This is a genomic window from Paenibacillus lupini, from assembly GCF_011761355.1.
Classification (GTDB): domain Bacteria; phylum Bacillota; class Bacilli; order Paenibacillales; family Paenibacillaceae; genus Pristimantibacillus; species Pristimantibacillus lupini.
On record NZ_JAASRW010000007.1, the window covers coordinates 326,876 to 342,511 of the forward strand.

The 15,636-nt window shown below is 47.1% G+C and carries 13 protein-coding genes; 5 read left to right on the top strand and 8 right to left on the bottom strand.

The genetic code is table 11. The features are described from left to right. Positions 1 to 18 precede the first annotated feature (18 nt). Positions 19 to 864, bottom strand: a complete 846-nt coding sequence (locus FHS17_RS23335) for a helix-turn-helix domain-containing protein (RefSeq protein ID WP_167280863.1) — start codon at positions 862 to 864, stop codon at positions 19 to 21. A gap of 167 nt (positions 865 to 1,031) precedes the next feature. Between FHS17_RS23335 and FHS17_RS23340 the strand changes: the two genes are divergently transcribed. Continuing rightward, complete coding sequence (locus FHS17_RS23340) at positions 1,032 to 3,308, top strand: glycoside hydrolase family 127 protein (RefSeq protein WP_243865504.1); 2,277 nt, start codon at positions 1,032 to 1,034, stop codon at positions 3,306 to 3,308. A gap of 158 nt (positions 3,309 to 3,466) precedes the next feature. After that, positions 3,467 to 4,249 (top strand): phytanoyl-CoA dioxygenase family protein, encoded by a 783-nt coding sequence (locus FHS17_RS23345; RefSeq protein ID WP_167280864.1) that lies wholly within the window; start codon positions 3,467 to 3,469, stop codon positions 4,247 to 4,249. Between the two features lie 8 nt (positions 4,250 to 4,257). On the opposite strand, the gene FHS17_RS23350 is transcribed toward FHS17_RS23345, so the two are convergent. Continuing rightward, complete coding sequence (locus tag FHS17_RS23350; protein ID WP_167280865.1) at positions 4,258 to 5,148, bottom strand: helix-turn-helix domain-containing protein; 891 nt, start codon at positions 5,146 to 5,148, stop codon at positions 4,258 to 4,260. 164 nt (positions 5,149 to 5,312) lie between these two features. On the opposite strand from FHS17_RS23350, the gene FHS17_RS23355 reads away from it, so the two are divergent. After that, the gene (locus FHS17_RS23355; RefSeq protein WP_167280866.1) at positions 5,313 to 6,179 is read left to right on the top strand and encodes a dihydrodipicolinate synthase family protein; all 867 of its coding nucleotides are present in this window, start codon (positions 5,313 to 5,315) and stop codon (positions 6,177 to 6,179) included. A gap of 77 nt (positions 6,180 to 6,256) precedes the next feature. On the opposite strand, the gene FHS17_RS23360 is transcribed toward FHS17_RS23355, so the two are convergent. Together FHS17_RS23360 and FHS17_RS23365 are read right to left on the bottom strand one after the other, a co-directional pair. Beyond that, positions 6,257 to 7,423, bottom strand: a complete 1,167-nt coding sequence (locus FHS17_RS23360; protein WP_167280867.1) for a MalY/PatB family protein — start codon at positions 7,421 to 7,423, stop codon at positions 6,257 to 6,259. Between the two features lie 26 nt (positions 7,424 to 7,449). Continuing rightward, positions 7,450 to 8,286 (bottom strand): helix-turn-helix transcriptional regulator, encoded by an 837-nt coding sequence (locus FHS17_RS23365; RefSeq protein WP_167280868.1) that lies wholly within the window; start codon positions 8,284 to 8,286, stop codon positions 7,450 to 7,452. A gap of 168 nt (positions 8,287 to 8,454) precedes the next feature. Between FHS17_RS23365 and FHS17_RS23370 the strand changes: the two genes are divergently transcribed. Beyond that, positions 8,455 to 9,552 (top strand): FG-GAP repeat domain-containing protein, encoded by a 1,098-nt coding sequence (locus FHS17_RS23370; protein ID WP_167280869.1) that lies wholly within the window; start codon positions 8,455 to 8,457, stop codon positions 9,550 to 9,552. Beyond that, on the top strand, positions 9,549 to 10,619 hold the full coding sequence (locus FHS17_RS23375) for a Gfo/Idh/MocA family protein (RefSeq protein WP_167280870.1): 1,071 nt from the start codon (positions 9,549 to 9,551) through the stop codon (positions 10,617 to 10,619). The genes FHS17_RS23370 and FHS17_RS23375 overlap by 4 nt, the downstream gene beginning before the upstream one ends. Positions 10,620 to 10,686: 67 nt before the next feature. On the opposite strand, the gene FHS17_RS23380 is transcribed toward FHS17_RS23375, so the two are convergent. The 4 genes from FHS17_RS23380 to FHS17_RS23395 are packed head-to-tail and all read right to left on the bottom strand — an operon-like array spanning position 10,687 to position 15,577. Further along, positions 10,687 to 12,657: a glycoside hydrolase family 127 protein gene (locus tag FHS17_RS23380; RefSeq protein WP_167280871.1), complete on the bottom strand. Its 1,971-nt coding sequence runs from the start codon at positions 12,655 to 12,657 to the stop codon at positions 10,687 to 10,689. A 37-nt stretch (positions 12,658 to 12,694) separates the two neighbouring features. Then, entirely contained in the window at positions 12,695 to 13,474 is a 780-nt protein-coding gene (locus FHS17_RS23385; protein ID WP_167280872.1) for an HAD family hydrolase, read from the bottom strand. Between the two features lie 25 nt (positions 13,475 to 13,499). Beyond that, a complete protein-coding gene (locus tag FHS17_RS23390) occupies positions 13,500 to 14,543 on the bottom strand; it encodes a Gfo/Idh/MocA family protein (protein WP_167280873.1) in 1,044 nt (347 codons plus the stop codon). Then, entirely contained in the window at positions 14,540 to 15,577 is a 1,038-nt protein-coding gene (locus FHS17_RS23395; RefSeq protein ID WP_167280874.1) for a zinc-dependent alcohol dehydrogenase family protein, read from the bottom strand. Before FHS17_RS23395 ends, FHS17_RS23390 begins: the two co-directional genes overlap by 4 nt. Positions 15,578 to 15,636 lie beyond the last annotated feature (59 nt).

The window sequence follows — 15,636 nt, forward strand, 5'->3', positions numbered from 1 at the left end:
CCGGATGCATTTTTGTTTTCACCTATAAAATAACAGCCGATTGGCATATGCATTTCGATAATCGGTTGGTGTTAAGCCAGTCATTTTCTTAAAGCTATGCATAAATTGATGACTGTCGGAATAGCCCAGCTGCTCTGCTATTTCCTTGATGCTCTGATTCGAATCAGTAAGTAAAGATTTTGCGGCATCCATCTTTTCCTGCAGCATGAATTGTTTAAGGGTGATCCCTGCAATCTCTGAGAACAAGAAAGATAGATGCTTGGCATTATAACCAAAATGCTCCGCCAGCTGACTCACCTTCATATTCTCCTGCCTATTCCATTTAATATAATCCACGATATCATTGTAGAGCTGCTGCTGCTTAAGCTTCTTCCCAGATTGATTCTGGACAAAAAAGAGCTGGTTGTATAATTCGCATAAAATGCCGGTCGTCAAATAATTGTTAAGCGTCTGCTCCCTGTAGCTGCGGACAGAGTCCTGCAGCTGCTTCATCATCACGATGAGCTTGTCCGGACTGCGTAAAGTCCCCTTTTCGGGAATCGTTAAAACGCCAGGCTCATACCCCGAATCACCATCCACGGACCTATATCCGTCTTGAACAGCAAAATGAAGCCAATAAAAACTGCAGTCTGATTCCCGATAACCGGATTGCACAGCTCCAGGCGGCATAAGCAGAAAGTCTCCTTCATTTAGTACATACCGTTCCTTGTCCCTTGCGATATACAACGTGCCCCGAGTTTGGACAAACAGCTCAAACTCAAGTAACACCCGCTGCATATGCTGCCACTCCGGTGAGGGAGCTATAAATTTGCCGGTCATCACAAGGGAGACCGGTGTATCGACACGGAAGCTGTAATGAGTCACTAACCGTCACCCTTTCTGCCTTTTTCACACTTTATTCTAGAACATAATCAGTAAAACTGGAAGATTCCTTATAAAAAACTTCCTTTTTGACACATAATCAAACCTTCCGCCATTTACCTGACCTGCGCCAAGTAATAAGCTTTACTCATATTCTCGAGAGGATGATTATGATGAAAGCCCTGACCAGTAATACTACCCTGCAGCATTTTGGACTCGATCAAGTGCTACTATTAAATGACTATCAGACCAATGCATTTCAGAAAGAATTAAACTATTTGATCAGCTATGATGTTGACCGTCTGCTTGCTGGTTTCCGTGAAACAAATGGTCTTCAGCCGAAAGCAGCCAAATATCCCGGTTGGGAGGATACTGAAATCCGTGGCCATACGATGGGCCATTATTTGACCGCTGTCTCCCAAGCTTATGCTCAAACAAAAGATAAGGATCTGCTTACACGGATCGAATATCTCGTTGCAGAATTATTCGAATGTCAGCATGACACCGGCTACTTATCCGCCTTTCCTGAGACGTTGTTCGACAATGTAGAAAACCGCAAGCCTGCCTGGGTGCCGTGGTATACGATGCACAAAATTATTGCCGGCCTTATCTCCGTCTATCAGGCGACCGGGCTGCAGCAGGCTTATGATGTTGTTCATCGTCTAGGCGATTGGACGGCTGACCGTGCTTTATCATGGTCCGACGAGCTTCAAGCTACTGTTCTTGCCGTTGAATATGGCGGCATGAATGATTGCCTGTATGACCTGTACAAGCTGACCGGAAACAACCGCCATCTGGAGGCTGCTCACAAGTTCGATGAGGTCAGCTTGTTTGATGCTCTTCGCGAAGGACGAGATGTGCTTAAGGGCAAACATGCCAATACGATGATACCGAAGTTTATTGGTGCCTTGAACCGCTATCTGACGCTTGGGGAAAGTGAACGCAGCTATTTGGAGGCGGCCGTTAACTTCTGGGATACCGTCGTTTACCACCACAGCTATATTACAGGCGGCAACAGTGAATGCGAGCATTTTGGTGAACCGGATCTATTAGACAGCAAACGTTCCGATGTGACCTGTGAGACCTGCAACAGCTACAATATGCTGAAGCTGTCCAAAGAGCTGTTCAAGCTGACACAAGATAGCAAATACGCAGATTTTTATGAGAAAACCTATATTAACGCCATCCTTTCCTCCCAAAATCCGGATACTGGTATGACGATGTACTTCCAGCCGATGGCTACCGGATATTTCAAAATTTACAGCTCGCCGTTTGAGCATTTCTGGTGCTGTACAGGAACGGGAATGGAAAGCTTCACGAAGCTGAATGACAGCATTTATTTCCATACTGACAACAAGCTCTATATCAATCAGTTCTTCAGCTCGAAGCTCGACTGGCAGGAGCAGCAAGTGACAATTACACAGACAACTTCACTTCCTCAAACCGACCTTGTACAGTTCAATATCGAAACGAACACACCAAAGCCGCTTGCTTTTCATATCCGCATCCCTAATTGGAGTGATGGCGCAATTGAAGTGTCGGTGAACGGTGAGGCTGTTACGCCAGTCATTGAGAAGCAATATGCCGTTCTTGAGCGCACATGGATGGACGGCGATACGATAGCGATACGAATTCCGATGAAAGTAACCTATTCCCGCCTGCCGGATGCTCCTTATTCCATTGGCCTCCAGTACGGTCCGATTGTACTAAGCGCTGCGCTTGGTACTGAAGATATGGTTGAGTCAAGAACAGGCGTTATTGTTAACGTCGCAACAAGACGAATGGCCGTGAAAGACTATATCGTCCCGCAAGGTATGAATTCCGAGGAATGGCTGCAACGTTTCGATGAGCATGTTAGTCGAAAGGGCGAAGAATTGGCTTTTGTTCTGAAAAACACGGATGAGGATCATCACTTGGTCTTCACTCCCCATTATCAGCAGCATCAAGAAAGATACGGCATATACTGGAGCCTTCTTGATGAAGGATCAGCGGAGCTGCTACAGCATGTAAAACAAGCTGAACAGGAACGCCGACTGAGAGAAGCGACCATTGATGCTGTTCAAGTTGGCAATGACCAATATGAACTGGAGCATCAGGTTCAAGGTGAGCTTACTCATGGCGGTACTTGGGAAGGATTAAACGGAAGAATGGTTGAAGCCGGAGGATGGTTCAGCTATCAGATGAAGGTACAACCAGGCGCCGCATTAGCCGCCACCTTCAACCGTATGCATACGAATCGCAGCTTTGACATCTTTGTTGACGGAGAACTGCTGGCTGCAGAGCAATTCCCACAGGAATGGAAGCGGATGTTCTATGAGCGGATTTTCGAGCTGCCTGAGGCTTTAACTACAGGTAAAGACTCTGTTACTGTTAAATTCGTTCCGAATGAAAAAATAAACGGAATTTATGGTGTTCTACGTGTCATCAGACATTCGGACACTGTATAACCTTGCAAAAAGCCTTGGCTGGGATTGAACTCCCAACTAAGGCTTTTTTTCTGCCTGTTGGCGATTTCCCCGTATTTTTCGGTCAATCCTCCAAGATTGTTTGTCTTCCAGCCCTTATGATAACGATGATATCTCACATGAAGAAAGGGTGGCTAAATATGGCGGATAACACGATTCAACTTACGGAAGAGAAAGTACGTTATTATCGGGAAAACGGGTTTGTACAGGTAGACAATATTATGAGTGAAGATGAGTTAGCAGAGCTTCGCAATTATCTGGAAGAGACCATGGGTGTAGAAGGCGGCAGATCGACTCAAACGGCGAGAACCGGAGATTTGTACTATAAAGTATTGAATCAACGGGTCAACACATGGAGAGACCATGGCGGAATGGCCAGATATGTGACGTCCCGCCGGTTCGCTGATGCTGCCAAACAGTTATCTGGAGCAAGCGGCATTCGGCTGTTCCATGATCATGCCCTGCTTAAGATGCCGCAGGATTCGAAGCCAACTCCTTGGCATCAAGACTTGCCTTATTGGCCAATGAACGAGTCAGGTGCGTTAACGATCTGGATCGCACTCGATGATGTGGATGAGAACAATGGCTGCATGATGTTAGTTCCTAAATCACAAAAGCTTAAAAACTTAAAATCGATCGATCTTGTACAACCCGAGGACTTGTTCGCGGACGAAGGAGCAAAGGGTGTTGACCGCAATACGGCGGCCATTGTCCGTATGAAGGCTGGCAGCTGTACATTCCATGACGGACTTACCTTCCATTACGCTCATGCCAATCAGACCAATAAACCTCGCCGCGCACTGGCCATTATCTATATGCCTGACGGTACAACATACAGCGGTGCAAACCATGTATGCACGGACGGACTTGGTTTTTCAAAAGGCGATGTAATAAGTGGAGGGTTATTCCCTAAACTGGCGTAAGTTCGCCATTACCCTCTCATCCGCTTTCTGTATTGGCTTGGGGTTTCACCTGTTGTTTTTTTAAAGAGATGATTGAAATGGCTGAGGTCTTCATAACCGATATCCAGAGCAATCTGGGCAACTTTATCACTGGTTGTCGTCAGTAACTGCTTGGCCAGCTGGATACGTTCCGAATTGCGGTATTCTACAAAAGACATCCCTGTTATCTGACGAAACAAGACTGTAAATTTGCTCTGGCTCATTCCGGCCATCTGGCTGATCTGCTCAAGTGATAACGGACGAGTCTGATGATGCTTAATAAACCCGCATACTCGGGCAATCATTTCCTGATCATCATTCATGAATGTTAAAGAGTGATTCCGATTCGTCACGTACATGCGGCTGAGGATGATGAACAGTTCAATCATTTTCGATTTGATGAGATATTGGTAGCCATTTTCCTTCCGTCTATACTCTTGCATAAGCTGATCGATCACACCGCGGACTTCTAACATCTGCCTTGGTGATAACGTCAGCTTCGCTTGGAAGGAGACATCTGAGCGTAGAAACGGCTCCATATAGTAAAAGTCGATAAATGAAGTGAAGCTGGACAGCGCCGTCAACTCCTGCTGGAGAAGGGATGGAACGAACAATACGTTCACCACTTCCATCCCTTCATCGTGATTAACCGTATAAGCATGCTCCATTCCTGGCTCAATAATAAATACATCACCTGCTGCGATGGGAAAAGCATGTCCATCATACTCATGAATCCCTGCGCCCTCACCAATGATGACCAGCTCCACAAATTCATGCCGGTGCAAAGGGATATCGGTACCGCTCCCCAGTTGATAAGGCTCTATATGAAAAGGAAAGCTTTTGCTTTCCAAATACTCCTCATTGCTTAACTCATTGATCATAGAAATCCCCCTGATCGATCGATTGGGATTGGTTACTATCTCGATCGTATAGCATCTGCAAGGGTTCAACAACTATAAAAATACGTCCTTTCCATTCAACTGTCAGATATGCTAGTATAGCGGCACAACCTAACTGACAGGAAGATTGAAGGAGGATCTATAGCATGGCTCATTTCACCCCCTATAGCGTCGCGATCATTACCCCTTATTCCAAAGAAGATACCGTAGATGAAGCAAGTATTCATCGCATGGTCCAATATTATGAGCAGCATCAGGTTCCCGCCCTGCTTGTTAGTGGTTCAACCGGCGAACAACATTCGCTTACGATTGAAGAAAGAATTCGCCTTTATCAAGCCGTCAAAGACGCCGCATCAGAGAGCATGCCCTTATATTCCGGTGTTGCTGCCATAAGAAACCGTGATGCCGTCCGCCTCGCGGAAGAAGCAGAACGCACGGGGATGTCCGCTATTATGCTCGGATTCCCTCCCTATATCCGCCCGAATCAGCGAGAAGCTGCTGCTTACGTTGAAGCCGTAACTTCCGCAATCTCACTTCCGATTATGCTATATAACAATCCTGTAAGAACGGGGTTTAACTTGGAGCCAGATACTCTGATACGTTTGGTGCAGAACAATCCGCAGATTACTGCGCTGAAAGAGGCTGGAAACCCAGAAAATGTGAAGCATATAAAAGCGGAGCTTGGAGCGGAATTTCAAGTATTGTCGGGAATGGATCTTACCATAACTGATTATTTCAAGAAAGGCTATGACGGCCTGACAAGCGTTGCCGGTAATCTGTTCCCTGTCGAGTTGAGCGAGATTATGGAACATCTGCGCTCAGATCAACTCGATCAGGCAGAAATCAAGTTGAACCATCTTAAACCACATTTGGAGCTGATGGGCAGCATCGGCTGGATCCGGGTCATCCGGCATGTTTTTGCCAAGCAAGGTATCATTGCTTCACATTGTCGCGAGCCGCTAAGTCCCTTAACGGAAGAGGAAGCTATCGCATGTCAAAGCGTGTTCAAGTGATGAGGATTCGTTAGCAATAACAAAATGGGCTGGACAATCCCGCCCTTGCACGTGGGAATCGTCCAGCCCATTCTATTTTAGCTTATCGCATTTACAACTCTCTCCAGCCTCTCTAATCCCTCTGTCATTAACGCCCGGGTACATGCGATGTTCATGCGAATGAACCCTTTCCCCGCTTCTCCATAGACTCCACCATCAATAAGTCGAAGTCCCTCTTCTTCATCGAGCTTTTTGCTCAGTTCTTCCGAAGTTATATCAAGCTCACGGCAATCCACCCACATTAAGTAGGTTGCTTCAGGAACAAGAACCTTCAGTTTGGGCAGCCTTTGCTCGACAAAGGAAATGAAGTGATCTCGGTTCCCTTGCAGGTAAACGAGCAGCTGATTCAGCCAGTCTTCTCCTTCGTTATATGCCGCGATCAGGCCGTCAATTCCGAACACATTGGGTTCCTGTGCCCCGTTTATATGCAGCTGTCGTTTCAGCTTTTCCCGGTATTCCTCATTTGCAGTAATGACATTAGCCGTTTTGAGTCCAGCCAGATTAAAAGTTTTACTTGGTGATGTACAGGTTATGGAGTTCATAAGCAGTCTTTCGCTGATCGAAGCAAATGGCACGTGCCGATGACCTTCGAACACTAGATCTCTATGAATTTCGTCTGCTAATACAATGACATTATGAGCAAGACAAATCTCACCTAATCGTTCCAATTCATCGCGGCCCCACACTCTGCCAACTGGATTATGAGGATTGCATAAAATAAACAGCTTCACCTGTTCATCCGCAGCCTTGCGCTCAAAGTCATCAAAGTCTATTTCGTATCTGTCACCATTAAACTTTAGTTCATTAATCACAACTTCGCAGCCGCCATTAGTAGTAGCTGTATTGAAGTTGTTATACACAGGTGATTGAATTAGCACTTTATCTCCCGGTTTTGTGAAAGCTTGTACAATAGCTGTTAGTGCCGGAATAACCCCTGAGGTGAACCCAACCCATTCCTTCTGAATTCGGTATTGATGTCGTTTCTCCCACCAGCTTACCTCAGCCTCATAATACGCATCAGGAAAACGGGCATACCCAAATACGCCATGCTGCACTCTTTTCTCTAGCGCCCGAATAACCGCAGCAGGTGCTTTGAAATCCATATCGGCCACCCACATCGGCAGCATATCTGGTCTTTGGTCGATATCCCATTTCGAGCTATTCGTATTTTTCCGGTTGGTTCCTTCATCAAAGTTAATTTTCATCTTACTGACACCTCGTCTGTAATCATTTATTGCCATTCCGCTTCGCGATATTGCCCAGGGGTAAGCCCAGTCACTTTCTTGAAAATGTTATGAAAAGTCGTCTCGCTCTGGTAGCCAACCAGCTCTCCAATCTCCTTGATTGGACGTTCCGTTGTCTTTAGGTACCGTTTCGCTGCGTCCATCCTGCAACGGATTAGGAATTGAACAGGAGACATCCCGATCTCTTCTCGGAATAGATGTGCGAGGTAAAACTTACTGACGAATGTGACCTTCGCCAGCTGTTCGAGTGTGATCGGCAGCTGATAATTTTCCTCGATATAGCTTCTTGCTTTCCAGACAGCTGCTTCTGACGGCTTAATTGTTCTGCTCTCGGTAAAATGACCTTGCACATGTCGTGCCAACCGCACGAGCAGCAGTCCAAACCAATGATTCGCGGCGGTAAGTGCCTCCAGTCCTCCAGATTGAAACTCTGTATGGCACTCCCTCAGCAATATACTTATATCTTTAGCCATTTCCCCAAGCTCGATAACCGGTGATTGTTCCGGTGGAAGAAAATAATCCTGGGGAAGACCTTTCACCTGCAGTCCTTCAAAAGCAACATAAATCGCTCTAAACGGATAATGCGTGGACATTTCTTCATGCCATATTCCCCTATGATACAACAGTATGGTTCCTGGCCCAACCTCGTAAGGTTGATCATGAATAAAAAATGTCCCTCTTCCCTCCTCGATAAAGAGAAGCTCGCTATACATCTCATGTCTGTGAAGCGGCAGTTGAAAAGGCTTCGTCTCCTGACAATGAAATTCTCCGCTTGCTATCAAATAACCCGGATTCAGAAATATTGAGGAGCTTCTCGTGTCCATCCCCTCCAATCACAAGAATGAATAACTCGGATCGCAAGAACAAGTATTGAGACTATGTCATTATTTAGCTATTTTCTAGTTATGTGGTGCTGCTATCGCTACTTGAACTATAAGCGTTTTTCCCGTCATTTTGCAATAAGCAATAACTATCGTTTGGAGGAGTCTATCATGCTTTTGTTTAAGAAGCGCCTGATCTCAGACAGTAAGTACGAGGCATGTAGTGTATTCGACGTGAATGGGGATGGTATTCCGGACATCGTAAGCGGGTCATTCTGGTATGAAGGCCCCGATTATACTCGCAGGCACCAGATTTGCGACGTCGCAGAAATCGGAGAGTATCATGATGATTTTTGCGATTATCCGATGGATGTTGATGGGGATGGCCTGCCCGACCTCATTACAGGTTCTTGGTTTACAGAATCGCTGCGGTGGCGCCGAAACCCCGGCAATACAACGGAGGAATGGACAACTACGGATATCGACCATTGTGGTCCAATCGAAACGATCCGGTTTTACGATATTGATGGTTGCGGGGTCCCAGAGATTTTCCCAAATACACCTACTCAACCGCAGGCTTTCTATAAGCTTGTCCGTGATGCTGATGGGCGTGGTACCGGGCAGTTCCGAAAAACCACAATCAGCACAGAAGCAAGCGGACATGGAATGGGCTTCGTTGATATTAACGGAGACGGACGTATGGATATCGTATTGTCTGAAGGATGGCTGGAGCAGCCTGAAGATCCCTATCAGAAGCCTTGGACATTTCATCCCGAGTGGTCACTAGGCTCCGCTAGTGTACCGATTATTGGCCATGATGTGAACGGCGATGGACTTGTGGATCTCATTGTAGGCCAGGCACATGGCTACGGTTTGCATTGGTATGAACAACGTACATCCGATGACGGTTCACGTTACTGGATTCGGCATCTCATCGACGACAGCGGCTCGCAGTTCCATGATTTACAACTCGTTGATCTTGACCTAGATGGTGAACTAGAGCTTATTACAGGCAAACGCTACCGTGCTCATAATGATGGTGATCCTGGTGCTCATGATCCGGTTGGACTCTACTATTATCGAATCAATGGCGGACAATTTGACAAGATTATCATTGACTTTGGCCCAGCAGAAGAAGCCTCTGGTACGGGAATCTACTTCTGGATTCATGACTTGACCGGTAACGGCTATCCCGACATTATTGCACCCGGCAAAGAAGGTTTATATCTATTTGAAAATATGGGACCAACAAAGGAGCAGACGACATGAGTAAAAAACTAAGGATCGGGTTCGCTGGAGTTGGAGGTATGGGACAGATGGCACATCTGTCTAACTATGCTGTGCTGCGTGATGAATGTGAAGTTGCAGCCTTGGCCGAGCCCCGCTCTAACATGGCACAGCAAGTTGCAAGCCGGTATGGAGTACCGCAAGTATTCACAAGTCATCTAGACATGCTGGAGAATACATCCCTTGATGCCATAATAGCCCCTCAACCCTTCCGCAATCATCCTAATCTGATTCCAGATATTTTGCAGGCGGGCATACCTGTCTTAACCGAGAAGCCGCTTTGCCTGACCGTCAAGGAAGGCAGCAAAATGGTTGCCCTTGGGGAAGAACATGGCGTGTTGCATATGATTGGCTATCACAAGCGCTCGGATCCGGCAGTCGAATACGTCAAGCAGGTGATTAAGGAATGGAAGACTAGTGGTGACTATGGTGATCTGCAGTACATTCGCATCACAATGCCGCCAGGTGATTGGGTCAGCGGCGCCGATCAGCCTCTTAGCAGCGATGAGCCTTACCCTGCTCTCCGAATGGAAGCTGGTCCGGACGGCTATACAGATGTGATGACACAAAAGCTTGATGAGTTTGTTAACTATTACATTCATCAAGTGAATATGTTCCGTTTTCTTTTAGAGGAGAACTACAAGCTTACTTTCGGTGATCGTAGTGGTATTATTCTAAATGGTGAAAGTGAGAGCGGTATCACGATCACTTTAGAAATGGCACCCTATCACACTTCTCATGAATGGGAAGAAACGGTATTAATCGCTTTCCGTCATGGATATATCCGTATTGAATTGCCTGCCCCGCTTGCCCGCCAGCGCGCAGGCAGAGTCACGATCAAGAAAGACAATTCCGCTGCAGGTGAAGCGATGACCTACGAGCCAATCCTTCCGAACATTTCCGCCATGCGCTGTCAGGCTCGGAATTTCCTCGCGGCCGTGCGGGGAGATCGCACTGCTCCATGTGAAGCAAAGGAAGCGCTGGAGGATTTGATTTTCGCAGAATCCTATATTGAATACATGTTCAAGCATTACCCTAATCATAGGTAGCCGACATAATTAAGAGCCTTGGATGGATAAGCATCCAAGGCTCTTCTCTTCTTGCAACCAGCAGAATTCACTTAATTCTCCTGTACAGTTGATTCTCCCAGACTTCTTGTCGAACGGGATGATCATGCTGCAGCCATAGAACCATTGTTCCACGGGAACGGTTATTCCAATACGGATATGGAACAGCTGTTATCGGTTGTCCTGCTTCATCTGTGGTCCGAATAATGACTGCCCCGTCAAAAAATCCAGCGTCATACTCCGTTTCAAATTCAGGCTCTTGCGGCAGCTTACGATCCATGTGATTCTCATTTAAGGCTTCGCGAGTATATTGAAGGGTACCATTCACGAATCTCTCATTGTCCATAGACTCCAGACAATAAAGCACAGGTCCACGCCGGATTGCTGCTTTATCAGCATGTGTGGTTACATTCGGATGTACCTCTACCAAGTGAACGGACAGATCAAGATCAAGCTGGATTTGGTCTCCTGCGGACCAGACTTGGTTCAGAACGGCGTAACCGTTCTCCAGCTCGAAGCTGACAGCTTGATCATTCACTAGAATCGTGTATGACTCACACCATTCCGGTATACGCAGCCGGATTGGGAATGCCGACTCCCGCTCAGGCGAAACCGTAATACCAACCGATCCCGCCCACGGATAGTTCGTTTCCTGCTTTAAGGTTACCTGTACATCCCCAATCATGAACTCGCTTTCGCTTCCGATGTACAGATTGACGTAAGCTCCTTGCTTATCGTAAGCATAAATATAGGAGGCAAGCTCAGGCAATATCTTAATAATCATCGGCGGACAGCAAGGGCAGCCATGCCATTCCCAGCGGTTATGACTGCCGCGACTGACAAGCGGATTCTCATAAAAGTATTTATGGCCATCCAGCGAGCGGCCAGCAAGTACGATATTGTAGAGAATCGTCTCCAGCTTATCGATATAACGGCTCTCTCCTGTTGCGAGGAACAGATTCCAGCTGAAGAAGCCCATACCAGCGCCAGCACAAGTCTCCAAATATCCGTTATCCGGCAATTCATAGTTGGCGCCAAATTTCTCATCATGGTGTACCGCACCGACACCGCCAGTAATATGGGATTTCTGATAAGAAATATTATCCCACAGCTTCCTCGCTGTCTCTAAATACCGCTCTTCACCAGTAGTTAAATATAATGCAGTCAGCCCCGTGTATAAAAGCGTTGCACGCACAGCGTGACCAACCGCTTCCTCTTGCTCAAGCACCGGCTTATGATCCTGTGCATATTCTCCGGCATGCGAGTATCTGCCTTCATGATTACCTCGGTTATGAATCCAGAAGGTAGCCAGCTCCAGATAATCCGATGCTTCGAATGGAATATTCATCACCGTTGCAAGCTCAGGCTCATCAAGAGCCAGCTGATACAGCTTAAGCATAGCTTCCTCTGGCAGCGAGTGTGCCGGGACAATATTCCGCTTCGGCGGCGGCCCCATAATCCCACTCATATGATTGGAGAATTGAGCAGCCACTTGCAAGAGGGACGTTTTGCCTGTCGCTTTATAATGATGAACAGCTGCTTCCACCAAACAACCTGCATTGTATACATCATGCTGCCATCTTAAGAAACCGCCATTTTCACCCCAACGTTGTCCTGGCCGGTCGAGCTGTGTGTACGTATTAAGGTATCCGTCGCCACCTGCTGCCTGAGCGCGAGCAATTAATGCAATAATATCATCAACTCTCTGATCCAGTTGTTCATCATAATTGGCGGCAAGAATATCTGAAATGCCTCGGATCGTTTCATAGATCAGGCCGTCGAACCAGGGCTCGCCGGAATGGAAGCCTCCCTCTTCCTCAGCAACGAATTCGAAATTCCGCATAGCACCGTCATTTTCAAATTTATTGAGTACATCATAGGCAGTAACTTCGCGAAGCACCTTAAGCTTTGGCTCCCAGAACGTATCTTGAATACGTACGGATTGAACAGGAATATTGTAAACCGACTGATACTTGTAAGTCGTTGGTTTCTTATTCATTTGGGTTGCTTTGGTAGTCAAACGAGGACACCCCTTTGAATTGTTGGATTATGTTCATTCATACAGCCAGCAAATGATTGAGAGCCTGATCAACGGTATCCGCTTGATGTGTTGCCGTCCTAAGAACTGCGCCATGTGCATGGGACATAGCAAAACTACGTGAGCAGCTGCGGAACATGGCCAAATCGTTAAAAGAATCTCCGATACATGCTGTCTCTTCCTTGCGGATCCCTAATAATTGCATTAAAGATTCAACCGCCGCTCCTTTATCTACTCCACCAGGCATCACATCAATGCCGTCCGGATCAGAGAACGATGCTGTAACCCGGCCGCCGAAATGTTGATCCAGCGTGACTAGCATCTGCTCTAGCAAAGGAACTTCACCATAAATCGAAAACTTCGTGATCGGCATCCCCTTTGAGATATCAAGCACCACTTGGTTATTCACTATTAATGGTGTCAAGAACCGCTGTCCGACACGCTCCGTTTCGGTTGTCCGCACGGCAACATAATTACCCTCTGCGCTGCAAATGACGGTAACCAGATCAGCAGGTGCAGTAATCTGCTGCACGGATAGGGCTAGATCAGTCTGAAACTTGTTCGCACCAATAACTGTCCCATCTAATCCAACAACGGTAGCGCCATTCTGGCAAATCGCATAACAAGGAACCGCGAGCATATCGATGACAACCTTAATTTCCTCGTACATTCTGCCTGAAGCCAGGCAGATCTGTACTCCTTGCTGATGAGCCAAGCGGATGGCATCGATATCTTCCTTGCGGATCTGCTTGCTTTTGTCCATTAAAGTACCATCAATATCTGAAACAAAAAGCTTCATCAACGTTCATCCACCTCATTACAATCTAGTCTTGGTTATTAACCTTTACTCTCCGGCCCTGCTCATAAGAGTGGATCGCAGCTTCGGCAATCAGCAGAGCCCGATAACCGGCTAATGCATCCACTGGAGGCGCTTGACCATGACGGAGCGCATGAATGACAGCATCCATATGTTTATCAAATGTTCGGTGGAATTCCCGATCTACATCGTTGAAATATCCAGCTTCCCAGCTCTCGCCAATTTCATTGCCAGCAGCATGGAACGTATATTTCTTCACTGTATCTTGAATGACACAGCGGCCAGCAGAACCGTTAATCTCGACCCGATGAGTGTCCGGATAAGCGTAGGACGATTCATAGCTGCCGACCAGACTGCCCACCGCACCATTCTCGAAACGAAGAGCAAGTGATAATGTACGATAACCTCCGCCTGTCTTATCAGACATCTCAGCCATAACTGATTCTACTGGACCACAGAGATACTCCAGCATATCGAAGCCATGACATTGCGTCTCGATCAGATTAGCATGTGGATGATCACTGCTGCCTTCTCCACCAAATCTCCAGGTTGCGAAGGAAAGCTCGCCAAGCTTTCCTCCTTGGATGGCTGCATGCGCTAGCTCTACAGGCTTAGCGAAACGGTGATTAAAGTTTATCGCGAAGAACACATTCCGCTTGGCCGCTTCATTAAGGAGAATGTCGGCTTCCTTTAGACTAAATACCAGTGGCTTTTCTACCAGCAAAGGAAAACCAGCCTGAATGACCTCGAGCGTCGCTTCGAAATGTCCCTGATTCGGAAGACACATGCTGACAAGATCAGGTGTCTCCCGCTCCAGCATATCGGCAATCCGTGTATATGCTTTAGTTCCATACAGCTCTGCTTTCTCATTCGTCCGCGTTGCATCACGGCCAACTATGGCGCAGAAATCCACGTCGGGTCTAGCTTCCCATATACGCGCATGCTGCAATCCCCAGCTGCCGGCCGATTGGAAGCCCTCGGATCTTCCTCGAGCACTTACTGTCCCGCCGGCTCCAATCAAGGCGACTTTTATCTTGTTATCTGCACTCATTGTTCGATTAACACCTTTCCGGTATTGCCCTCGAAGAAGAGCTCATAGGCTTCCTGAATACGGTCCAGACCAAACCTGTGTGTAATAATCTGCTGCAAATAAGGAAGATGATTAAGGATAAGAGCATGATTCTCAGCCAGCTCGTTATATTGGAAGTACTCACTTCCGAGTACCGCACGTTCAGGGGCAATAACATCATTGGATACATCAAGGTTCAGCTCTTGGCCATGGCCAACGCAGACCAGAACACCACGTTGGTTAAGCGCATCCAAGGAAGTGCGGCGTCCGGAGGTTTTACCGCTAGTATCGATCGCAATGTCGACGCCTTCAAGACCAGCCTCTCGGATCACATCTACAACCGAACGGTTAGCCAATTGAACGGGAATCGCGCCCATTTGCTCAGCCAGCTCCAGACGATAATCAACAAAATCCATAATAAAGACCGGAGTCTCTTCACCAAGCAGCAGCTTCGCCATCGCGAGCACGCCAAGACCAATTGGCCCTGCTCCTGCTATCAGAACGGATTGAATATCCGGATGCACCAGCTTTGCACGTTTGATCGCATGGCCGCCAGTTCCCATAATATCGAGCAGCATTGTCGCATCGCTGAGCGGAATGGAAGGATCCACCGGGAAAAAGACATTTTCATTAAAGACGATATAAGGACTGAATCCGCCGTCATGAGTGAAGCCGTAGTCCGCTCTTTTGGCAAGACATTGGTTGGTGAACCCAAGCTTACAGCTGCGGCATTCTCCGCAGAAATCCATCAAGAAGACAACCCCTGGCGTTCCGACCGTTGTTGTTGTGCCTTCTCCTGCACCAACAATAATACCTGCAGCTTCATGACCAGGGGTAACCGTACTTCCATCATAATATTGGCTGCGGTCCGAACCACAGAGAGCATTCGCCTTTACCTGCATAAGCAGCTGGCCTTTCCCCGGCACTGGCACCTGCTTTTCTCCGTATTCTACCTTCCCTTGACCTACAAAAAGCGGAATGTTCATCGTTTGTGGTACATGGATTACTTGACTCATCTTCTCCATCTCCTTTTGCGTTAACATTATCGTTCATGTAATTTATTAAAAAAAGAAGT